A 23,345-nucleotide genomic window follows, 5' to 3' on the forward strand; every position below is an offset into this window, starting at 1 on the left:
TGCGAAATAACAACCATTAAAACTGATGTATAGGATTAAAAACTATCTTTGAATATTGGTAAATTAAAAAGACAGATGTTATGAGATTTCACACTAGAAAATGGGTAAAGCCTGAAGATTTAAATCCAAACGGTACTTTATTTGGAGGCAGATTATTGGCTTGGATAGACGAAGAAGCTGCATTATACACAAACATTCAATTAGAAAACCCTAGAATTGTCACTAAATTTATTTCTGAAATTAATTTCACAAGTTCCGCCAAACAAGGAGATATTATTGAGTTGGGAATGAAAGTGGTAAAATTTGGCAAAACCTCGATTACCTTAAATTGTGAGGCACGAAATAAAATGACCAGGCAAACCATTTTAACGGTAGAAAATATTGTGATGGTTAACTTAGACGAAGATGGCAACCCAACGCCACATGGTAAAGATAAAATAGAATTTGTAAAGGACCGGATAAAATAATTATTTTAGATTAGGAAATTCGGTAGGATATTCAAACAATTCCAAATCGAAATAACCCACAGCAGAAATGGCATGATCGAAAATATCTGCCATGATATATTCGTAATTTTCCCAGCGTTTATCACTACTAAAAGCATAAATTTCCAAAGGCAGTCCATTTGGTGTTGGATCTAATTGCCTAACCATAATGGACATATCCTTATTAATGGCAGAATGGTTTTGAACATAAGACAACACGTATTTTCTAAACACGCCTAAGTTGGTCATGTTTCTACCATTAATTAAGGTGTTTTTATCTATGTTGTTTTGCGTATTGTAAGTCTCGATATCTTTTTGTCGTGATGATAGATACTCATTAATTAACTGAATGTCCTTTAGCTTTTCAATTTGTTCTGGAGTTAAATAATGAACGCTTTTCGCCTTTAAAATAATAGCCCGTTTAATACGTCTTCCACCCGAAGATTGCATGCCTCGCCAATTCTTAAAGGAATCTGTTAAAATGGCGTATGTTGGGATGTGCGTAATGGTTTTGTCAAAGTTTTGTACTTGAATGGTAGAAAGGTTAATTTCGATAACATCTCCATCGGCACCATATTTTTCCATGGTAATCCAATCTCCAATCCTTACAGAATCGTTTATAGCAATCTGGATACTGGCAACTAGACCAAGAATAGTGTCTTTAAAAATCAACAATAAAACGGCCGATGCAGCTCCTAGAGTCGTGAAAAACTGCGTAAACGGTAACTTTATAACGATAGCCAAACATGTAGCTATACCTACCACCCAAATAAATAGCATGACCACTTGGATGTAACTATCTATAGGTTTGTCTTTTAATCGGGGTAAGGTTTTAAAATAAGACTCAAAAGTCCGTAAAACACTTCTAATAATCCACACGGTTAAGAAAACCCCATAAACTCTTAAAAGCATCACTATGTATTCTTCAAAATGTGGAAAATCGCTAAAAACTAAAGGGAAAAGCTTAATGGTTATAGTTAATGGAATTATATGTGCAATGTATTTTGGGGCTTTATGATCAACCAATAAATCGTCGAAATTAGTTTTCGATTTATTTGAAAACCTAATAAAGGCATTTACTAAAATCTTACGAGCAATAAAATCTGTTATATAAATAACAACAGCTAAAATCACCATTAAACTAAGCATATTTAAATACTTGGAGACGGTTTCAGTAAATTGAATTGAAATAAAATAATCATAAAAAAAGCATTGCCAATCTTCCATTATGCAACAGGTTTTAAATAAGCTTTATCCACATAAAAAGTTCCAAATGGAATAACGGAAGCGGCCAATACAAATAGTAGTGTTTTGGTTTTCCATTTAAGTTTGGAACCTATTATAAACGCTAAAATTACATAGGCAACAAATAATAATCCATGAGGCATTCCAAGTAGTTTTACATATTGCGGATCGTTTCCAAAATACTTAATTGGTACGGCAAGGAATAATAACAAAAGGTAAGAAACTCCTTCTAATAATGCAATAATTCGAAATGTATTTAATAACGAAAACATATATCTGGTTTTAATTGGCAAAAATACAATTCAAGTTACAATTAACCGCATATTTAGTATGTTTTTAACGTCTAATTTACTGCGTAAAAGTGTCGTATTTAGGCTAAAAACAGTAGGTTGTCGGAAAAATTTAAATCACATCGATTAAATGTTACACTATTTTAATATTGTAATACCTTTATGTTATTAAATATCAGTAAGCTAAGCTATTAATCAATTAAAATAAACGTATGCAACCTACTATTATAAGCATATCGCGATTTCTTTTTCCATATCTACTTGTTTCAATATTTTTGAATGTAACAATAGGCTATTCCCAAACCACAGCTATTCCAGATTCTAATTTTGAACAAGCTTTAATCGATTTAAACATTGATACCAACGGCTTAAATGGCAACATTCTAAATAGTGATGCTACTGCTGTTTATTATTTAAATGTATCCCAAAACTTCATTCATGACCTTTCAGGAATTGAGGCATTTGGAAATTTAAAAACACTTGATTGTTCCTTAAATAATTTAACGAGCTTAGATGTTTCTCAAAATAAAAAGCTTTATGCGTTAAATGCAGACGATAATCAACTATCTAATATCAATCTCTCGTTAAACACAAAACTTAAAACAGTCTTTCTTAATTCCAATTTGTTAAGTACGCTTGATGTTGGTAGTAATTTACTTCTCCAAGAGTTGGGAGTAAGCTTAAATAACTTATCAGAACTTGTGGTTGGCAACAATTTAAGCTTACAGTATTTAAGTTGTTATTCCAACAACATAAGCACTATAGATATTAGCAATAATTGCCAATTAAGCACCCTTCATATTGGAGTTAATGGTTTAAATGCTTTAGATGTTTCCCAAAACCCTAATTTACATACGCTTACATGTCAAGAGAATAATCTGCCTGAGCTTTCTATAATTGCTAATTCTCAATTAAATTATTTGGATTGTAGAGATAATAACATCAGTAATTTGGATATGAGCAATAACTCACAATTGGAAAGGCTTTTTATAAGTAACAACAATTTAAATGAAATCGATTTATCTGCAGCTTCAAATTTGAAGCTGTTTTACGCTATAAACAATAATCTTACAACTTTGGATATTTCTTATAGTTCCCAACTTAGATGGATTAAGTGTGATGACAACAATTTGTCTTCGGTAGATTTTAGAAATGGGAATAACAGTCACATTTCAGAATTTAGAATGCAGCAAAACTCTAGTCTAAGTTGTATTTTTGTTGATGATTCCGAAGCTTCTTTTTTAGCTAACTGGATTATTGATGATACCTGTTCTTTTGTAGAAAACGAATATGATTGTGAGGCTTTATCTTTGAAAGACCATGCTTTATCGGGAATAGGAATGTATCCTAATCCTGCATTCGACACGGTTACATTTACAATCAACACGAACAGTGCTAATTTGGAATTGTATACCATTAATGGGCAATTGGTTTATTTAAAAACCTTAAAGTTAGGCGCTAACAACATCGATTTAACTAGCTTAAGCTCTGGTTTATATCTAGCTCGCGTGTCTTCAGGGCAAGCATTGGAAACTAAGAAGCTACTAGTAAAATAAACTAAGAAGTTTTAATTTGTTTAACATGTGTCTTTAGTGTTTTTTGCGCGAATAACAATTAAATTTTGTTGTTTTCTCTTATACCTTCAAATAAATCGAAATGAATGCCTATCTTTGCTCATGTTAAAGAAGGCTACCTTTGCAAATAAAAAGCAAATAATATCTTTAGGTAGTTTTAAGAGTTTACATGATTCTTAATAAGAGATCAATCGTTTAGTATTACAACTTCTTCCTAAACAATTAAAATAAAATTAATATTTAAATTAACGAATGGCAAAATCGCAGCAAACATTTAATAAAAGTGAAAAAGAAAAAAAACGTTTAAAGAAGCGTGAAGATAAACGTAAAAAAATGGAAGCCCGTAAACTAGATAAAGAAACTGGTGGGAATGAAGGTATTCAGTTTGCCTACGTAGATTACAACGGAAACTTAACAGACACACCTCCAGATCCATCTTTAAAAATCAAGGTAGATGCCGAGAGTATTGAAGTAAGTATTCCAAAACGAGATGATAGCGATATAGAAGAAATTGACCCAGTTAGAAAAGGGAAAGTATCGTTTTTTGATAACTCCAAAGGATTTGGATTTATTATTGATGCTGAAAATCAAGAAAAATATTTCTGTCATGTCAGTGGTTTAATCGACGATATCCAAGAAAACGACAAAGTTTCTTTTGAATTAGAGAAAGGTATGAAAGGTTTAAACGCCGTTAAGGTTACCTTAATTTAAATTAAAACAAATCTATAAATTTTAAGACTGTCTAAGGACGGTCTTTTTTTGTGTTTTTTTTCTAGCAATATTTAATCATTCCAAGGATAGTAAGGGTTTTTGATTTAGCTTTTAAAGACTTTAGAAAGGTTTCATCCAAATTTCTGAATGCACTAAAGTGTTGAATAGAAGATGTTTTTTATACTTAAATAAAGATTTGTTTATTTTTTTAACTTTAGATTTCTAAAGGTCAAGAACTCAAGAAATAAGGACCATATTATCTATTCCCAAAATAATTTCCAAGAAGGTTAAGGTCAACAATGCCATAAGGGCATTGCCAGATAATAAAAAGTCTTACATATTATTTTAGTTTGGTTGCAATCCCTTTTTGTTTTGTCTTTTCACCAACATAAGAGTACTCAAACGTGTAGGTGGAATCTGTGGTAACCAATATTTTTAAGTGAATATCCTTTTTTTCCGACATGTTTTTTGGATGGATAGTTTTAAAAACAACCTCACAATCATTAATCCATCTTACGTGCGTAGAATCTATCTTATTATTATAAGTTTCTACTTGAAGGTCTTTGGTTCTAACAAACTCCGATTTAAATACTTCGCCATCTATGGTAATTTCGCTATAAAAAGCACCAGTTTGATAGTCTAAGCAATTACGTTCAACTTGGTAACAACCTGTAAATAAGAGCATACATGTAATAACAAAAAAATATTTCATAAACGGTTTCAAAAGAAATGAAAATTAAACTAAATAATTATTCAAAAATACTGAAAAGGAGGTCATAATACTAATAGAGTCGTTAATTTTTAGCTTTCAAAATAAAAACAACAATTATGTATCGGTAGTGTTAATTAAACTTTATAAATCTATCTTAAAGTCTTTTAATCTTCTTTTTAAAAGTGGTAATTTGCAACGTTTTTATACTTAATTAAAAAATGCTTTTAAAGCCTATATTTATGCGTCAATTAATTTGTCTGTTAACTTTATTTCTAGCTTATACAAGTCTTTTTTCCCAAACCACCAATCCTTTATTGTCGACCGATTTGGCTGCCCAACAAAAATGGGTAGATAATTTGTATAACAATATGACTTTAGAAGAAAAAGTAGGACAGCTTTTTATGGTTCAAGCATTTTCCAATCAAGGTTTGGCTCATGAAAATATTATTAGCCAAGTAATTACTAATTATAACATAGGTGGGATTATTTTCTCTAAAGGCGATCCAGTAAACCAGGCTAGAATTAATAATATTTTTCAAAAAGCATCAAAAATTCCTTTACTAATTGGCATGGATGCCGAGTGGGGCTTAAGCATGAGGTTGGATTCTACGTATGCGTTTCCATGGAATATGACACTTGGTGCCATAAAAGACAATGACTTAATCGAGCAAGTAGGAAAACAAATGGGGGAGCATTGCAAGCGTTTAGGCGTCCACTTTAATTTTGCCCCAGTGGTTGACATTAATACCAATCCCATCAATCCAATTATAGGAAACAGATCTTTTGGAGAAGACAGGAATAATGTTACCGAAAAGGCCTTAGCATTTATGAAAGGAATGCAAAGTGTTGGAGTTTTGGCAAATGCCAAGCATTTTCCTGGCCATGGAGATACCGATACCGATTCGCATAAAACCTTGCCAAGCATTAATTTTGATAAGAAACGTATCGACTCCGTAGAATTTTATCCATATAGAAAATTAATCCAAGAGGGCCTGTCCAGTGTTATGGTGGCTCATTTAAATGTACCTGCTCTAGAACCAAGAGAGGGTTATCCGTCTTCATTGTCTTATCCTATTGTATCAGGAATTCTAAAAGAAAAACTTCAATTCAAAGGTTTAATATATACCGATGCCTTAAATATGAAAGGCGCCGCAAATTACAGCAGTCCTGGAGATATTGATTTAGCTGCTTTTATGGCTGGAAACGATGTGTTGTTAATTTCTGAAGATGTACCAAAAGCTATTGGTAAAATTGTGGAAGCGTATCAATCTGGAACGATTACGGAGGAAAGATTGGCACATTCGGTTAAAAAAATCCTTCAAGCAAAATATAAGGTTGGTTTAAATAACTATAAACCTATTGAGACAAAGCATCTTTTAGAAGATTTAAATAGAATTAAAGACGAGACACTTTCTGAAGTTCTTTTTGAAAATGCTATTACAGTCATTAAAAACAAGGAAGATTTACTTCCCATTAGAAAATTAGAAAAAAAGAAAATTGCTTACGTAAAAATGGGAGATGATGATGGTTCTGTCTTTTTTAAAGAACTACAGAAATATGCCAAAGTACATGAGGTTTCTGCAGATAATTTAGATGAATTAATAACAAAACTTTCTGCATACAACACAGTTATTATTGGATTTCATCGATCTAACGCCACTCCGTGGAAAGACTATAAGTTTAGTGATAAAGAATTAGTTTGGTTGCACGAAATTGCTCGAAACAATAATGTGATTCTCGATATTTTTGTAAAACCTTATGCCTTGTTAGATCTTGCAACAGTTAAAAACTTCGAAAGTATTGTAGTTAGCTATCAAAACAGCAAGATTGCTCAGCAAAAATCGGCGCAACTTATTTTTGGTGCTATTTCGGCTAAAGGGATGTTGCCAGTTTCAGTGGGCAATGGGTTTTATGCAGGAGAAGGGATTTCTTACTCCAATTTATCGCGTTTAACCTATGGTTTTCCAGAGCGCGTTGGTATGAGCTCAGAAAAACTTAAAAAGCTTGATTCCGTGGCTCAATATGCCGTAGATAAAAAAATGACTCCTGGTATTCAATTGCTAGTAGCTAGAAGAGGGAAAGTTATATATAGTAAGAACTTTGGAACACATACGTACGATAAAAAATCGGAACCCGTAGCTTTTGATGATATTTATGATGTAGCTTCGTTAACAAAAATTTTAGCAACCTTACCGTTATTAATGGAGCTTGAGGAAAAAGGAGAAATTAATTTAGACACTAAACTCTCCGACATACTTCCTGAATATGCAAATTCTAATAAGAAAAGCATTACCATAAAAAAGATGTTGTCCCATTATGCCAGATTAAAACCTTGGATTCCATTTTATTATGCTACTTTAGATTCATCAAAACATCCCGATTCTAAGTATTATAGAACGGAATACAGTAAAAAGTTTTCTGTAAAAGTAGCCAATAACCTTTATATGAGAACGGATTACCAAGACTCCATTCAAAAAATAATTAAGGATACAGACCTTTTGAGTAAAGAGAGCTATAGATATAGCGACCTACCATATTATATTTTAAAGAAATATATTGAGACGTATTACAACAAAGGTTTGGATGAGCTTGTACAAGAGCATTTCTACGAGTCCTTAGGTGCAAATTACACCACTTATAATCCTTATATTAAATTTAGTGGTAAAAAAATTGTACCGACAGAAATTGATGATTACTTTAGGTATCAAGAAGTTCATGGGTATGTGCATGATATGGGGGCAGCCATGCAAGACGGTGTTGGTGGCCATGCTGGAATTTTTAGTAATGCCAACGATGTGGCTAAAATTATGCAACTGTTTTTACAAAAAGGGTTTTATGGTGGAAAGCGCTATTTTAAACCGGACACTGTAGATGAGTATAACACCTGTTATTTTTGCGATGAAAATAACAGACGTGGTATTGGCTTCGATAAACCTCAATTAGGAGAAGCAGGACCAACCTGTGGATGTGTATCCATGACTAGCTTTGGGCATTCTGGATTTACAGGAACCTATGCGTGGGCAGATCCCGAAGAAGAAATTGTATATGTGTTTTTGGCAAATAGAACCTATCCAAAAGCCGGTACTAACTTATTGTTAAAAGCAAATATTAGAACAGATATTCAGCGCTTGATTTATGAAGCGATTATAGATTAATAAAGTACTTGAAGTTTCAAGTTATAAGTACTTAAAGTAGAAATTACTTTAGGCGCTTTTAATTTTGGACACTTATAACGTTAGACACTTAAAATTGAAATAATGAGAATTGGAATTGTATGTTATCCAACCTTTGGAGGAAGTGGAGTAGTAGCAACAGAACTTGGTATTGAGCTTTCAAAAAAAGGTCATGAAATCCATTTTATTACTTATAAACAGCCGGTAAGACTAGATCTTATTGGAAGCAATGTGCATTTTCACGAAGTAACCGTGCCAGAATATCCCTTATTCCATTATCAGCCATACGAGTTAGCTTTATCAAGCAAATTGGTGGATATGGTCAAACTTCACAAAATAGAAATTCTTCATGTACATTACGCCATTCCTCATGCTTATGCAGCCTATATGGCTAAAAAAATGCTACAGGAAGAAGGTATTTATGTGCCTATTGTAACCACGCTTCATGGTACAGATATTACCTTGGTTGGATCTCATCCGTTTTATAAAACAGCAGTCACTTTTAGCATCAATAAATCGGATGCTGTAACTTCAGTTTCCGAAAGTTTGAAGCGAGATACCTTAAGATTATTCGATATAAAAAATGATATTCATGTGGTGACGAACTTTATAGACATTGCAAAACACAATCATCATTTCACCGATTGTCAACGGGATTTATTGGCAAATGAAGATGAAAAAATTATCACACATATCAGTAATTTCAGAAAAGTAAAGCGTATTCCAGATATCATTAAAATATTTTATAACATTCAAAAGGAAATACCGGCTAAATTGATGATGGTAGGTGAAGGCCCTGAAAAAGAGCCGGCCGAAAAATTATGCGCTGAATTAGGTATTTCAAATAAGGTGGTTTTCTTCGGAAACAGTCATGAAATAGATCGTATTTTATGTTATTCTGATTTATTCGTTCTTCCTTCTGAAACTGAAAGCTTTGGATTAGCTGCTTTAGAAGCCATGGCGTCTGGAGTTCCAGTAATTTCAAGTAATTCTGGTGGGATTCCTGAAGTAAATGTCGAAGGTGTTTCAGGGTACTTGAGTGATGTTGGTAATATAGACGAAATGAGCAATAATGCTCTTCGTATTTTAAAAGACGAAAAGATATTGGCCAAGTTTAAAGAAGGAGCCAAAAAGGAGGCTTGCAAATTTGATATTTATCAAATCGTACCCCAATATGAAGCTATTTATGAGGCTACACTTGCAAAATGTAAAGCTTTGATATAGGATTCCTGAATATATTTTATATCTTTTTGTTTTCAATTAATTCTATCAAATATGAACAGAAAATCCTTCTTAAATTTAACAGCAAGAGCAGGTCTTTTTTTAGGCTTAGCTCCAAGCATGCTTGCAAATAAAAGTAATGAAATTGTAGAAAAGGAGCTTGTAAATGAACTTCTAAAACAAAAAAAAGCACTTGGGAACGCCGTGGGTCTTACTGCAGATCCAATTTCAAAAGTTCGTGTAGGAATAATTGGTATGGGAAACAGAGGAAGTGTCCTGATCCAGATGTTCGAATATCTTATTAAAAACAATCATGCAGAAATTGTAGCTCTTTCCGATCTAAAACAAGAGAAGGTTGAGAAAAACAACGAATATCTTAAAACCATTCAAAATTCATCCGCAGATTTATATTATGGAAATGAAACTGAATGGAAAAAATTAGTTGAAAGGGATGATATCGATTTGATTTTAATTGCAACTCCTTGGGACTCGCATACCGAAATGTCTGTTTATGGCATGGAGCAGGGAAAACATGTAGCTTGCGAGCAACCAATGGCTATGACCTTGGAAGATTGCTGGAAATTGATTGAAGTAGCCGAGCGTACCCAAAAACATTGTATGTACATGGAAAACTGCTGTTTTAACGGCGAAGAGCTTTGGGTTTTGAATATGATAGATCAAGGAGTTTTTGGAGACATCAATCATGCTGAAGGAGCTTATATTCACGATTTACGTAAACACATGATGGACGACACGTATTACGAAAATCAATGGCGCATCAAGTTTCATGAAAAGCAAAATGGAAACTTCTATACAGGTCATGGCTTAGGACCAACAAGTTTTTATATGGACATTGGGCGTGGAGATAACTACGATTTTATAACCTCCATGAGTTCTCGTGACGATAGTTTGAAGTTAGGTGCCGAAATGGAAAATTTCCCTGTAAAAAAGTTTGCTTGTGGCGATATGAATACCACTTTAATTAAAACGAAGTTAGGGAGAACCATCATGCTGCAATTCGATACACATACAGGACGACCCTATTCTAGATTAAATAATGTGTTTGGAACCAAAGCAGCTCATGAAGGCTATCCTTCTAGGCTATATGTTGGTCATGATGAATTGCAATGGGGGCACAGTTGGTTGAAAGACGAAGAATACAAAGAATATAGAGAGCGTTACGACCATCCATTATGGAATAAATTAAAAACCCAAATAGATGCCAATGCTGTTGGGCATGGAGGGATGGATTTTGTTATGATTTATAGATTAATTCGCTGTTTAAACAAAGGTTTGCCATTAGATATCAATCTTTATGATAGCGTTCTTTGGAGTGCCATGACGCCTTTATCGGAAATATCGGTGGCCAATAACAGTGCTAGAACCGTTGTTCCTGATTTTACAGGTGGAACATGGGAAACACCTAGGAAAAATGAAATTTTAAGAGATATTCTCTAATCTATAACTAGAATAAGTTATCCGCTTTATCTCATCATAATATTGAATGGCACTTTTTAAAAGTGCCATTTGGTTTTTAGCGCGCACCAGATTATGCTTTTCATGGGCTATTTTATAATACACATCGTTGTTTAAATAGTCGGTTAAAAAACGCAAACCCATAATGTACATTAAGGTTTTAATTCCCAATGGTAGGTAATTTATCTCTTCTGAGGTTAGAATATTTGTAGTCTCAAGAGCAAAACCTTTGCAATAAGCTTGGTAAAATTTTAAATTGATGGTTGTTTGTTCCAAATCTTCAGAATCTTCAACCGTATTAGAACAAATAGAACGAATAGAATCTCCAAAATCAAAATGCACAATCCCAGGCATTACGGTGTCTAAATCAATCACTGCAAGACCGTTATCATCCTTATCAAATAGAATGTTGGATAATTTGGCGTCGTTATGAGTAATTCGTAACGGAAACGTGTTTTTTTCTTTTAATTCCGAAAGTTTAAACATATCTAGCTGCAATTCAAAAACAAAATCTATCAGGGCTTGAGCTTCTGTTTTTCTAGATGCTTGAGCTTGTTTTAGTGCTTCTTCAAATTGATAAAAACGAAATGGTACAGAATGAAATTTTTGAAGTGTTTCAATAATTTGATTGGTTTTAATAGTAGACGTGCTAGCAATGAAATTCCCAAATAATTTTCCTGCTTCAAAAACCTGTTTTTCATTTTCTGCTCTGTCAATGGTTTTAGAGTTTGGAATATATTCCATTAAGGTCCAACAGCCATTATAAGCTTCAATAAAAAAAGCATCATTTTTTGATTTAATAAAACCGGCAACCTGATATTTGCTATCTGTTTTTTTGTAAGTGTTTTTTAAGTGAGCACTAACAATTACCTTGTTTATAATAATGTTGTTTAAATTTGTAAATACCTGATTGTTAATTTTTTGCAACACGTAATTTACATCATTACTACAACTTACTAAATAGGTGTCATTTATGTGTCCAGAAGCCAAAACATAAACATTTAAAACAGGTTGTTCTATTTGAAATTGACGACAAATATCTTTAAGAGTTTCCATGGATTACCATAATTTAGTTGGATAAATACCTTCATAAATAAGATCTAGAAGTTGTTTTTTCACCATAGGCTCATCTTCTTTATAGGTAACCCCAAACCATTGGTTATGGGACTCGAGCATTTTAAAATTGATTAGTTGTTCTTTAATCATGAAATCGACCACTTTAGGAATGTAAAACTCAGCTGTTTCAGAATCTTTGTGATCTTTTATAAAGGCTTGGAACAGTTGTTCTGTTATATTGAAAATACTTGAGGTAAATCCCCAGAAATTCATGGAAACTATTGTGTCTAAAGGCATTAATGGATTGTCTATGCTTATATTAGTTCGTTCAACAATACTTATAAGCTCTTGATTTTCATTTAAAACACATACGCCTCTAGAAACGGTTCCAAAATCTGATAACGTGTTTTTTAGCTGATACCCAATAAAGTAATTTTGATGTTTTGTGTTTATATATAATGCCTCATGCATGAGTTTAAAAGCATGGCGCCCATAGAAATCGTCCGCATTAATTAGGGCAAAATCATTTTTTATAGTGTCTTTTAAAGAGAGTAAGGCATGACCAGTTCCCCAAGGTTTTTTTCGCTTTGGAAATCCTTTTGACTCTTGAAATACAAAATTTACTTTTATGTTTTCTGGCAATGTATTTTCATAGCGCTCTTTAAAAACATTTGAGATATCTTCTCTAATAATAAAAACTATGTGATTAAAGCCCGCTTGAATCGCATCATATATAGAAAAATCTAAAATAGCATAATTGTTTACAACCGCATGTGTTTGTTTTAAACCTCCAAATCTGGAACCCATACCAGCCGCCATAATGGCTATTGATTTTTGTTTCATGATACAAAACTATATAAAAAAACACCTAAAAAAGGTGTTTTAAATAATATTTCCAAAAGCGATTAGAATTGATATCTAACGCCTAGTCCTAAATCGAAATTTAAATCGTTATTGTCGTAAGAGCTGCTTCCTAAGCCCAGTTCTGGTCTTACATCAAGAGATAGTAGTAAAGGGAAGTCGAAACTGTATTCAATACCAACCGTTCCTGTTAAAATAAGAAAACCATCTCTATGATTGTTATAATAATTATTATATCGGTAGGTTGCAAATCCGGCTCCAGGACCTGTGTACCAATTAAAACCTCCATCAATGTTCCAAATCCATTGGTATAAGCCAATTAATTTTGTGCCGTCGTAGTTTTTTCCATCGGTCCATCCAAAGTTGAATTCTAACCTGTTGTTTTCCATAATGGCACGTTGATATGAAATGGAAGCTCCAAAGCCGTCGCTATCACCAAGTCTTAGGCCTATGGCATTTTTAGAGATTTCTTGTGCGTTTAGAAAAGTTGTAAAGCCTAAAAAGGCCACTGCTATTAACCATACTTTTTTCATAATATCATTTTATTTTAAATTCAAATAATCATTTTTGTTTTGCAAAAAGTCATAAACTAATCTTAAATTTATGGCATTCATATAAACTATAAATCTTTGGAATTATTGCAAACAGATTCGATTTTTAAAGAATTAAAAAATCGGCTAAAAGGCGACTTACACTACGATAAGTTAACAAAGGCTATCTATGCCACTGATGCTTCGGTGTATAGAAAGTTGCCACAGGCTGTTGCGTATCCAAAAACGTTGGAGGATATTAAGCAGCTTGTTGAATTTGCTGTAAACAATAAAACTTCATTAATTCCAAGAACTGCAGGAACATCGTTGGCTGGTCAATGTGTTGGAAATGGCATCGTGGTTGATGTTTCCAAGCACTTTACAAAGATATTACATCTGGATGAAAAAGCAAAGACAATTAAGGTGCAACCTGGAGTAATTAGAGATGAACTCAATAATTATTTAAAACCTTTTGGCTTGTTTTTCGGGCCAAATACATCTACTTCAAATCGTTGTATGATAGGAGGAATGGTTGGGAATAATTCGTCTGGAACAACTTCTATTCAATATGGAGTGACTAGAGATAAGGTCTTGGAATTAAAAACTATTTTAAGCGATGGTTCTGAAGCCGTTTTTGGTGAAATATCCAATAAAGACTTTCAGGACAAAGCAAAGCTCAATTCACTAGAAGGATTTATTTACAAAACGATATATGAAGAATTAGCTTCTGAAGCTGTTCAAAATGAAATTTTGGAGCAATTCCCGAAACCAGAAATCCATAGAAGAAATACGGGTTATGCCATTGACGAGCTGATTAAAACAGAGGTGTTTTCAGATGTTTCAGAAGGATTCAATCTCTGTAAACTACTTACTGGTAGTGAGGGTACACTTGCATTTACAACGGAAATTACCTTGCAATTAGATGTGCTTCCTCCAAAAGAAAGCATGATGGTTGCTGCGCATTTTAAGTCCATTCAAGATTGTTTAAATACCGTAGAAGCTGTGATGCGGCACAATTTGCATACGTGCGAGATGATGGATAAAACCATTCTGGATCTAACCAAGTATAATAAAACACAGCAAGAAAACAGGCAGTTTATTGAGGGTGATCCTCAAGCTATTTTAATGTGTGAAATTAAAGGTGAAACTACAGAAGAAGTAGATTTAAAAATAGTTGCGCTAATAAAAGACATTGATAGTTTAAATTTAAGCTATGCAAATCCCATTCTAAAAACCGAAGATATTGATAGAGCCATCGAATTACGCAAAGCGGGATTGGGCTTGTTGGGAAATATCATCGGCGATAAAAAAACGGCAGCCTGTATAGAGGATACGGCGGTTGCTTTGCCAGATTTGGCTAATTACATCGGTGAATTTACTAAGCTGATGACGAGCTATAACCAAGAAGCTGTTTATTATGCCCACGCCGGAGCTGGTGAATTGCATTTACGTCCAATTTTAAATTTAAAGAAAAAAGAAGACGTAGTTTTGTTCCGAAAAATAACCACAGATGTTGCGCATTTAGTCAAGAAATATAAAGGCTCCATGAGTGGCGAGCATGGAGATGGGATTGTAAGGGCTGAATTTATCCCATTAATGATTGGTGAGGCCAATTATCAAATTCTAAAACGCATTAAAGCAGCCTTTGATCCTGAGAATATTTTTAATCCTGGAAAAATAGTTGATGCTTTTCCAATGGATGAGAATTTGCGGTATGTGCCTGATAGAAAAGAACCTGAAATTAAAACCTTTTTGGATTTTTCAGCTTCTTTAGGAATTCTTCGTGAAGCTGAGAAGTGCAATGGTTCGGGAGATTGTAGAAAACTTCCAGAATTTGGAGGAACCATGTGTCCAAGTTATCGAGCAACCAGAAACGAGAAAGATACTACTAGAGCTAGAGCTAATGCGCTAAGAGAGTTTTTGACAAACTCCGAAAAAGCGAACAAATTCAATCACAAAGAGCTAAAAGAGGTTTTCGATTTATGCCTAAGTTGTAAAGCCTGCGCTAGCGAATGCCCGAGTAGTGTGGATGTAGCCACTTTAAAAGCAGAGTTTTTGTATCAATATCAAGAGGCTAACGGCGTTTCTTTAAGAACGAAATTATTTGCTTATAACAATCAATTGAATGCATTGGGGAGTAAGGTTTCGTGGTTGACAAACTTTATGTTTTCGAATGCTTTTACGTCGTCTTTATTGAAGAAATCCTTCGGAATCGCTTCAAAAAGAAGCTTGCCATTAGTTTCAAATAAAAGTTTAAGTGAGCTTTATAAAAGCACACTAAATCAGTATGATGCTGAAAATTATATTAAAGAAGTTTATCTATTTAATGATGAATTCACAAATCATTTGGACACACAAATAGGATTAGATGCCTTGACGCTTTTAAAGGCATTGAATTACAAAGTCATCATTTTAGATCATGCCGAATCTGGTCGTGCTTTTTTATCTAAAGGTTTGCTAAAACAAGCAAAAAAAGTAGCTGATAAAAACATGGTGATTTTTAAAGATAAAATCACTCCAGAAACCCCTTTAATAGGAATTGAACCTTCGGCTATTTTAACTTTTAAAGATGAATATCTAAAATTGGTGGAAGATAAAGTTTCTGCAGAGCAAATAGCAAATCATTGTTTTTTGATTGAAGAATTTCTTCAGCAGGAAATAAGTTTAGGAAATATTAAGGCTGAACAATTCACAAAAGAAGCTAAAACCATTAAGTTTCATGGGCATTGTCATCAAAAAGCATTAAGCAATCAAAAATCGAGTTTTGATGTCTTGAATTTACCTGGAAATTATAAAGTAACTATTATTCCTAGTGGTTGTTGCGGTATGGCTGGAAGTTTTGGCTATGACAAAGAACATTACGAGGTAAGCATGCAAATTGGGGAACAGACTTTATTTCCTGCCATTAGAAGAGCAGATCAAGAAATAATTATTTCGTCGAATGGAACCAGTTGTAGGCATCAAATTAAAGATGGCACACAAAAAGAAGCCAAACATCCGGTAACAATCCTTAAAGAAGCTCTCTTATAATTTTTGTTTCTGTAATATAAAATATATTTTAGCATACTTGATATAAAAACTAACAACTATTCGCAACTAAATGGCAGGAAATACCTTCGGAAAATTATTTAAATTAACCACATTTGGTGAATCTCATGGAGTAGCCATTGGAGGAATTATAGATGGTTGTCCTCCAGGATTACACTTAAACTTAGAAGCCATTCAAAGTGAGTTAAATAGAAGAAAACCAGGACAATCCGAAATCGTTACACAGCGTAAAGAGCCTGATGCGGTCGAGTTTTTATCTGGTGTTTTTGAAGGAATTACCACTGGAACACCTATTGGTTTTAATATTAAAAATACCGATCAAAAATCTAAGGATTACTCACATATAAAAGATGTTTATCGTCCGAGTCACGCCGATTACACCTACGAAAAAAAGTATGGAGTTCGTGACTATAGAGGAGGAGGACGAAGTTCTGCGCGAGAAACAGCTTGTAGAGTTGTAGCGGGTGCTATTGCAAAACAACTTTTAAAGGATATTAAAATTAATGCCTACACCTCGTCTGTAGGTGATATTTTCCTTGAAAAACCTTATCAGGATTTAGATTTTTCCAAAACAGAATCTAATGCCGTGCGTTGTCCAGATGCGGAGACAGCCGACAGAATGATTTCAAGAATCAAAGAAATTAAAAAACAAGGAGATACAATTGGCGGAACGGTTACCTGTGTGTTACAAGGTGTTCCTATTGGACTTGGAGAACCTGTGTTCGATAAGCTCCATGCCGAACTTGGCAAAGCCATGCTTTCTATAAATGCTGTAAAAGGTTTTGAATATGGCAGTGGGTTTTGTGGTGCAAAAATGAGAGGAAGCGAGCACAACGATATGTTCAATGCAGATGGAACCACCAAAACCAACCTTTCGGGAGGTATTCAAGGTGGAATTAGTAACGGTATGGACATCTATTTTAGGGTTGCCTTTAAGCCTGTGGCAACCATTATTCAAAAGCAAGATGCCTTGGATAGTTCTGGGAATATTGTTGAAATGCAAGGTAAGGGACGTCACGATCCCTGTGTAGTTCCTAGAGCCATTCCTATAGTAGAAGCTATGGCAGCATTGGTTTTAGCAGATTTTTGGCTTTTAAATAAAATGTATTAGTTCAAGTCCTGCAAAAGCAAGAGTCTCTTGTTTAAGTGTTTATTTTTAGGATATTAAAGTTTAAAATATGCTAAAAGAGAAATTTTTGTTCTTATTTGAAAGAGACTGAGAATAATATCTATTAATTAAAAAATAATTCCCATTTTCATGGGAGAAAATATGAAAAAATTAGCATTACACTGGAAAATTATTATTGGAATGGTACTCGGTATCATTTGGGCTTTATTATCAAGCTCAATGGGTTGGAGTGCTTTTACTATTAATTGGATTGATCCGTTTGGAACCATATTCATTAATTTGTTGAAGTTAATTGCTGTTCCGTTAGTTCTGTTTTCCATAATAAGTGGTGTTGCTAATATTGGCGATCCTTCGACTTTAGGAAGAATGGGAGGGAAAACCTTAGGAATTTACCTTATCACAACCATCATGGCAATTTCCTTAGGATTGTTATTGGTAAATACCTTTAAACCTGGAAAATTAATTGATGAACAAAGTCGAATAGACAATAGAATTAGTTATGAAATTTGGGCGAGTTCGGAAGGTTATCAAATCAAGGACGGATTAAACTACTTACAAGATCCGGCATTTTTTGAAAGAGCACAACAGATTTCAGATTTATCAAAAAGTGAACTTAGGGAAGCTTCGGTCTCAGATAAGCTGGAAACGGTAGAAAGTCGAAAAGGAACAACGCCTTTACAGCCTCTAGTTGATATTGTACCTAGCAACTTTTTCCATTCCTTATCAAACAACGGTTTAATGCTTCAAATCATCTTTTTTGCTGTGTTTTTTGGAGTTTGTTTATTGTTTGTTCCTTCAGAGAAGGCAAAACCTGTATTGGTTTTTGTTGAAGGTATAAATGAAGTGTTTCTAAAAATGGTTGACATCGTTATGCAAGCTGCGCCATTTTTTGTTTTTGCACTTTTGGCTGGAGTAGTTAGTAAAATGGCCGGAGATGATATTGGAAAAGTAGTAGAGATTTTTAAAGGCTTAAGTTGGTATTCCTTAACCGTTTTAACAGGCTTACTATTAATGATTTTTGTGATTTATCCGATTATTTTAAAAGTTTTCGTGAAAAAAATTCCATATGCTGGGTTTTTCAAAGCATTGGGGCCGGCACAAACTTTAGCTTTTTCCACTTCTAGTAGTGCAGCAACGCTTCCTGTAACTATGGAATGTGTCGAGCAAAATTTAGGGGTAAATAAAAAAATAAGTAGTTTTGTTTTACCAATTGGAGCAACGGTAAATATGGATGGAACCAGTATGTATCAGGCTATTGCTGTGGTTTTTCTAGCGCAATTGCACATGATAGATTTAACGCTTGGTCAACAATTAACAGTGGTTTTAACGGCAACACTAGCATCTATCGGCTCTGCAGCTGTACCGAGTGCTGGTTTGGTCATGCTTATCATCGTATTGGATTCTGTAGGGTTGAATCCCGCTTGGATTGCTATTATTTTTCCGGTTGACAGAATTTTAGATATGTTTAGAACGGTTGTAAACGTAACAGGAGATGCTACGGTTTGTGCTATTATTGCAGATGGTGAAAACATGTTGGACTATCAAGCTCCAGAAAATCCGAGCGAAACATTCGATTTAGACTCCTAAACGTATTATTTTAACTTGTTGGCCAAAAAAAAAGAAGAATGACATCCCAATTAAAAATATTTTCGCCAATTGTCTCTGTTGCTTGGCTTCAAAAACATTTAGGTCATCCCAATCTGGTGGTGCTTAATGCAACCATTCCTAAAGTTACAGGAACTGATACAGGTTTAAATGAAAGTCAGATTCCTTCAACTAGGTTTTTCGATTTAAAAAATAAGTTTAGCGAGGTTTCTGCAGCATTTCCAACTACTTTTCCTTCTGAAAAACAATTTACTGCAGAAGCACAAAATTTAGGAATCAATCAAAATAGTGTCCTTGTAGTTTACGATGAAAAAGGTGTTTATTCCAGCCCGAGAGCTTGGTGGTTGTTTAAAGCTTTTGGTTTTGAACATGTCGCAGTTTTAGATGGTGGTTTTCCCGCTTGGGAAGAAGCAGGTTTTCAAACTGAAATAAAACATGATTATACAGGTGAAAATGGCGATTTTGAAGCAAAACTTCAACCACAATTAATGAAGTTTTTCATGGATGTACAAAAGGAATCCCAAGATAAAAACCACTTGATTATGGATGCGCGTTCTGAGAACCGATTTAAATCTTTAGAGGCAGAGCCAAGAGAAGGCTTACGATGTGGTCATATTCCGAATTCTGTAAATCTTCCTTTTGAAAAACTAATGAATGACCACGGCCTATTAAAATCTGAAATAGAATTAAAGCACTTGTTTAGTCCTTTTGCAGATGAAGATCAAGCCCTCACTTTTTCTTGTGGCTCCGGAATTACAGCATGCGTTCTAGCATTAGGAGCAGAGCTTGCAGGATATAAAAACCTGTCTGTTTATGATGGTTCCTGGACAGAATGGGGAAGTCTAACCTCTGAATAATATTTCATATAACACTTTCTACATCAAATATTTAAACTGGATTTCAATAGTTTAAAATAATTGCTACAATCGACATATTGGTTTCAATTAGTGTGATGTGTTTTGAAGATAATTTCTGCATATTTTTCATTTAAAACAATTAATTCTATCGTTTCATCGAGTTTTTAATTATCTTTTTAAAAACTTGATTATGTTTACACTTACAAAATAAATGTGCTATTTATTATAGTTAAGATTATTTTAAGTTTTTTATTTATTTTTGGTTAGTTGTTAAGTTAAAAAAAAGGTCTTGAACAAATTTCAAGACCTTTTTTATTTTCAATATTTATTGAATATGTGCAGCTCGACGTCTGTGAATGCGATGTTTTAATGCCGGAATATTAAAAATAATAATGGAGATAAATATAAGTATATAACTTAGGGCTTCCAACAAGCTAACTTTTTCGTTAAAATAAAAAACCGCAAGAAAGAAATTAATAATTGGGTTTAAATATATAAACACGCCAACTACCGAAGAGGGCAAGCCTTTAAGAGCATAAATATTTAAATACATGGGAATGATGGTAAATACAACTGCTATTAAAACAATCATCCCATAGAAAAAAGGAGTTTTTACCGTATTGAATTCGTAAGTCATGAAAAATGGAAACAATAAGATAACAGCAAAAAATAATTGTGCTGTTAATACGATAAACCGATCCATTTCTTGGTTTTTTCTCTGTAAGACAAGATAAATAGCATAGCTAAAAGCAATTATCATACTATAGATCAAATCCATAATATTTCCAAGAGAAAGTAATAAACAACCAATTAAACTTAATACCACTGAAAACCATTGTAATTTAAAGAGCTTTTCCTTTAAAATAATATAAGCCAAAACCATGGTTAAAATGGGACAAATAAGATAAGCCAAAGAGGTCGCGCTTACACTTACGTTGTTCATAACATAAATAAAAATATACCAGTTTAAAGCCAGAAACAAACCGCTTAACATATTTATTCCTAAAATTCTATATCGAATACTTTTAGAAAAAGATAAAAATAGTTCTTTGTTTCTCTTAAGCATTTTTGGACTAAAGAACAACGTAATAACTAACATGATTGAGGCCGACAAAATCGAGCGATAACTCAGGATGTCAAATGCAGTAAAATCGTCTAAGGACTTTAAGACCACGCTAAAAAAGCCCCAAATGGTAAAGGCTGTGATTACTGCAATGTAATATTTGGTAGCATTCATTTAAACGATTTTAAAATAATTTGCAAATGTATCTTATTAAATAATTTTAAGGCTGTTAAATTGTGTTATTATTTAAGTCGTTTAATAAAATTAAGGTGTTGGAATATACTTAGCAAAGCAATAACTTAATTAACCAAACAAAAAAAGATCTTGAATATATTCAAGATCTTTTATATTATATAGAATGAAATGGAAGTCGTTACTATTTTTTCTTTTGAAGACTTTTGGCAACCTTTTCAGCATATAAATTAGCGTTCTTGGTAACATCCTGTGGGTCTTCAATTTGAGATGTTACTACTGCAACTAACTGTTTGTCTTCTGGTTGCGCTAAATCGTAAACTACCGTTTCAACTATAAAAGTTGTGATTGTGGTAGTTGTATAAGTGCTTGGTACATAACTTCCAAAAGTAGAATAGGACATTGGATTTGAATAATACCCATAAAAACCACCATAATAAGCAGGGTAGTAATTAGGAAAATAACTAGCTCCTGCATAATAACCACCATCCTGACTGGTCTCGGTAGATTCTCTCTTGTTTTTTACAACAGTAACAGCAATACCATCATAGCCTTCATTTTCTAAAAAGGATTTAAAAGCTTTTTGTTTGTCATCATCAAGTTTTTCATCTGGTAACATGTTTGGGAATTTTCTAAAACTTTCTGTTGCTTTTATGCCATTAGATCTAAACTCATTGGCTATAGCTGTTTCAAAAGCAATTCTAGCTTGTTTATCTTGAGTTCTAGCAACCACTAATATGTTATTATCTTTTATAGAACTTGCTGTATCAGATTCCCAAGAATCTAAAACTTTTATGCTGGAACAACTGGAAACAATAACTAATAGGGTAAGTGCAAAAATTAATTTCAATGATTTTTTCATAGTGATTTTTAAAAATAAGTGTTTGTTAAAATATAGTTGATAGTTAAATATGATTGTTAAAAAGTATAGCCAACAGCAATTCCGTATCTAAATGAAAATGCGGTAAATTTAGATTTGTCATCGACTTGCGAGAATCTAAAATCTGAATTTATAAAGTCTAGAATACTGTAATTTTCTAAGGCTTTGTTTAAATCTCTATAGAATTCGTCAGGTAGATCCTTCTTATTGTCAATTTCAAAATTATAATTCCCAGAACCAGGTCCAGCAATCATAAAGTCGATATTCAGGTGTTTTGTTACTGCTAGTTTGTATCCAAGCATTAAACCCACGGAGGTGATATCTAGTTTCATATCGAACTCCAAGGCATAATTAATGCCATTATCATCAATATACGATCCAGATAGATTGGATTTATAATTTGAATATTTTAAATAGGCCCCAAAATAAAAGCCATCTAAATTGTTTTTAGAAGTGCTTTTTAAATAATATCTAATTTCTGGCGCTATTTGGTAACCCGTATAAAAAACCTCGTCGGTTTTAAGTTGGTCCGTATCAATTCCAGATAACTTAACGATCCCTTCTTTTCCTTTATATCCCAAAGCTAATGCTCCGCTAAAATTATCCCAAAGATGTCGTTCGTAAGATAATTGATATACTCCGTTTAAAACTTGTAGAATTTCAAAAGAGACTTCATTTTTTACAGGATTTTCTTGATTGGCATACTCAATTTTCTGACTGTAGACCATGGATGATATTAATACCAAGGTTAATACGAGTAATAAATTCCTGTTTTTCATGAGAATTCAAATGTATTATAAATTTACAAATAAATTTCTCACTAATTTAAAAATTTTGCTTTTAATTTTTCAGTAGGAATCATGCATTCGTTTTGTTTTCCATACCATTTATATCGGTTCTTAGCTATGTAATTATAAACCACATTTCTTATAAATACTGGAACAACTAAAAAAACACTTAATAAGTTTATGGGAAACTTTAGTTTACTAGCTATTTTTAATGCAGCTGTCGATTTAAAATACAAGGCCTGGTTGTTAGTGAATAAAATTATGGAGTCTGTTTTGGACGTATCTATATGATGTTGCTCTAAGATTTTTTTTGCAGTCTCACCCTGCAAAGGAGCGAACATAAACACATTATTTTTATCGTGTTTTATAACATATTGTATGCTGGTGTTGCAGAGATTGCAAACCCCATCAAAAAGAATTAATTGTTTGTTCTTTGCTAAGTCAATCAT

General features: G+C 33.3%; 20 protein-coding genes. 10 read left to right on the top strand and 10 right to left on the bottom strand.

Annotation, left to right across the window (positions count from 1 at the left end):
• The first annotated feature begins 80 nt into the window (after positions 1 to 80).
• A complete protein-coding gene (locus tag VKY47_RS11965) occupies positions 81 to 467 on the top strand; it encodes an acyl-CoA thioesterase (RefSeq protein ID WP_324313044.1) in 387 nt (128 codons plus the stop codon).
• Here the strand turns inward: VKY47_RS11965 and VKY47_RS11970 are convergent, their stop codons facing one another.
• Both VKY47_RS11970 and VKY47_RS11975 read right to left on the bottom strand, forming a co-directional pair.
• Entirely contained in the window at positions 468 to 1,712 is a 1,245-nt protein-coding gene (locus VKY47_RS11970) for a mechanosensitive ion channel family protein (protein WP_324313045.1), read from the bottom strand. It lies immediately after the preceding gene.
• A complete protein-coding gene (locus tag VKY47_RS11975; RefSeq protein ID WP_324313046.1) occupies positions 1,712 to 2,002 on the bottom strand; it encodes a DUF3817 domain-containing protein in 291 nt (96 codons plus the stop codon). Before VKY47_RS11975 ends, VKY47_RS11970 begins: the two co-directional genes overlap by 1 nt.
• A gap of 230 nt (positions 2,003 to 2,232) precedes the next feature.
• Between VKY47_RS11975 and VKY47_RS11980 the strand changes: the two genes are divergently transcribed.
• Both VKY47_RS11980 and VKY47_RS11985 read left to right on the top strand, forming a co-directional pair.
• On the top strand, positions 2,233 to 3,576 hold the full coding sequence (locus tag VKY47_RS11980; protein ID WP_324313047.1) for a T9SS type A sorting domain-containing protein: 1,344 nt from the start codon (positions 2,233 to 2,235) through the stop codon (positions 3,574 to 3,576).
• A 270-nt stretch (positions 3,577 to 3,846) separates the two neighbouring features.
• Complete coding sequence (locus tag VKY47_RS11985) at positions 3,847 to 4,305, top strand: cold-shock protein (RefSeq protein ID WP_324313048.1); 459 nt, start codon at positions 3,847 to 3,849, stop codon at positions 4,303 to 4,305.
• A gap of 340 nt (positions 4,306 to 4,645) precedes the next feature.
• Here the strand turns inward: VKY47_RS11985 and VKY47_RS11990 are convergent, their stop codons facing one another.
• Positions 4,646 to 5,017, bottom strand: a complete 372-nt coding sequence (locus VKY47_RS11990; RefSeq protein WP_324313049.1) for a DNA topoisomerase IV — start codon at positions 5,015 to 5,017, stop codon at positions 4,646 to 4,648.
• A 239-nt stretch (positions 5,018 to 5,256) separates the two neighbouring features.
• Between VKY47_RS11990 and VKY47_RS11995 the strand changes: the two genes are divergently transcribed.
• The 3 genes from VKY47_RS11995 (at position 5,257) to VKY47_RS12005 (ending at position 10,869) form a co-directional block, all read left to right on the top strand.
• Entirely contained in the window at positions 5,257 to 8,172 is a 2,916-nt protein-coding gene (locus tag VKY47_RS11995; RefSeq protein ID WP_324313050.1) for a serine hydrolase domain-containing protein, read from the top strand.
• A 102-nt stretch (positions 8,173 to 8,274) separates the two neighbouring features.
• The gene (bshA, locus tag VKY47_RS12000; RefSeq protein WP_324313051.1) at positions 8,275 to 9,414 is read left to right on the top strand and encodes an N-acetyl-alpha-D-glucosaminyl L-malate synthase BshA; all 1,140 of its coding nucleotides are present in this window, start codon (positions 8,275 to 8,277) and stop codon (positions 9,412 to 9,414) included.
• A gap of 51 nt (positions 9,415 to 9,465) precedes the next feature.
• Complete coding sequence (locus VKY47_RS12005) at positions 9,466 to 10,869, top strand: Gfo/Idh/MocA family protein (RefSeq protein ID WP_324313052.1); 1,404 nt, start codon at positions 9,466 to 9,468, stop codon at positions 10,867 to 10,869.
• Here VKY47_RS12005 and VKY47_RS12010 read toward each other — a convergent pair.
• The 3 genes from VKY47_RS12010 to VKY47_RS12020 all read right to left on the bottom strand — a co-directional run bounded on the left by VKY47_RS12010 (position 10,852) and on the right by VKY47_RS12020 (position 13,337).
• Positions 10,852 to 11,943 (bottom strand): phosphotransferase enzyme family protein, encoded by a 1,092-nt coding sequence (locus tag VKY47_RS12010; protein ID WP_324313053.1) that lies wholly within the window; start codon positions 11,941 to 11,943, stop codon positions 10,852 to 10,854. The two genes, VKY47_RS12005 and VKY47_RS12010, sit on opposite strands and share 18 nt — an antisense overlap.
• Before the next feature lie 3 nt (positions 11,944 to 11,946).
• Positions 11,947 to 12,786, bottom strand: coding sequence for a nucleotidyltransferase family protein (locus VKY47_RS12015; protein ID WP_324313054.1), 840 nt, complete (start codon positions 12,784 to 12,786; stop codon positions 11,947 to 11,949).
• A gap of 62 nt (positions 12,787 to 12,848) precedes the next feature.
• Positions 12,849 to 13,337, bottom strand: coding sequence for a hypothetical protein (locus VKY47_RS12020; protein WP_324313055.1), 489 nt, complete (start codon positions 13,335 to 13,337; stop codon positions 12,849 to 12,851).
• A gap of 96 nt (positions 13,338 to 13,433) precedes the next feature.
• Here VKY47_RS12020 and VKY47_RS12025 point away from each other — a divergent pair, with 96 nt between their 5' ends.
• The 4 genes from VKY47_RS12025 (at position 13,434) to VKY47_RS12040 (ending at position 19,973) form a co-directional block, all read left to right on the top strand.
• Complete coding sequence (locus VKY47_RS12025) at positions 13,434 to 16,364, top strand: FAD-binding and (Fe-S)-binding domain-containing protein (protein WP_324313056.1); 2,931 nt, start codon at positions 13,434 to 13,436, stop codon at positions 16,362 to 16,364.
• A 70-nt stretch (positions 16,365 to 16,434) separates the two neighbouring features.
• A complete protein-coding gene (gene aroC / locus VKY47_RS12030) occupies positions 16,435 to 17,493 on the top strand; it encodes a chorismate synthase (protein WP_324313057.1) in 1,059 nt (352 codons plus the stop codon).
• 159 nt (positions 17,494 to 17,652) lie between these two features.
• Complete coding sequence (locus VKY47_RS12035) at positions 17,653 to 19,098, top strand: dicarboxylate/amino acid:cation symporter (protein WP_324313058.1); 1,446 nt, start codon at positions 17,653 to 17,655, stop codon at positions 19,096 to 19,098.
• Positions 19,099 to 19,136: 38 nt separating this feature from the next.
• Positions 19,137 to 19,973 (top strand): sulfurtransferase, encoded by an 837-nt coding sequence (locus VKY47_RS12040; protein ID WP_324313059.1) that lies wholly within the window; start codon positions 19,137 to 19,139, stop codon positions 19,971 to 19,973.
• A 325-nt stretch (positions 19,974 to 20,298) separates the two neighbouring features.
• Here the strand turns inward: VKY47_RS12040 and VKY47_RS12045 are convergent, their stop codons facing one another.
• The 4 genes from VKY47_RS12045 to VKY47_RS12060 all read right to left on the bottom strand — a co-directional run bounded on the left by VKY47_RS12045 (position 20,299) and on the right by VKY47_RS12060 (position 23,345).
• The gene (locus VKY47_RS12045) at positions 20,299 to 21,210 is read right to left on the bottom strand and encodes an EamA family transporter (protein WP_324313060.1); all 912 of its coding nucleotides are present in this window, start codon (positions 21,208 to 21,210) and stop codon (positions 20,299 to 20,301) included.
• Between the two features lie 202 nt (positions 21,211 to 21,412).
• Entirely contained in the window at positions 21,413 to 22,090 is a 678-nt protein-coding gene (locus VKY47_RS12050; RefSeq protein ID WP_324313061.1) for a hypothetical protein, read from the bottom strand.
• Positions 22,091 to 22,146: 56 nt separating this feature from the next.
• Entirely contained in the window at positions 22,147 to 22,887 is a 741-nt protein-coding gene (locus tag VKY47_RS12055; RefSeq protein WP_324313062.1) for a DUF3575 domain-containing protein, read from the bottom strand.
• Positions 22,888 to 22,928: 41 nt separating this feature from the next.
• Positions 22,929 to 23,345, bottom strand: coding sequence for a thiol-disulfide oxidoreductase DCC family protein (locus VKY47_RS12060; RefSeq protein ID WP_324313063.1), 417 nt, complete (start codon positions 23,343 to 23,345; stop codon positions 22,929 to 22,931).

It is taken from the genome of Xanthomarina sp. (genome assembly GCF_035306705.1).
Classification (GTDB): domain Bacteria; phylum Bacteroidota; class Bacteroidia; order Flavobacteriales; family Flavobacteriaceae; genus Xanthomarina.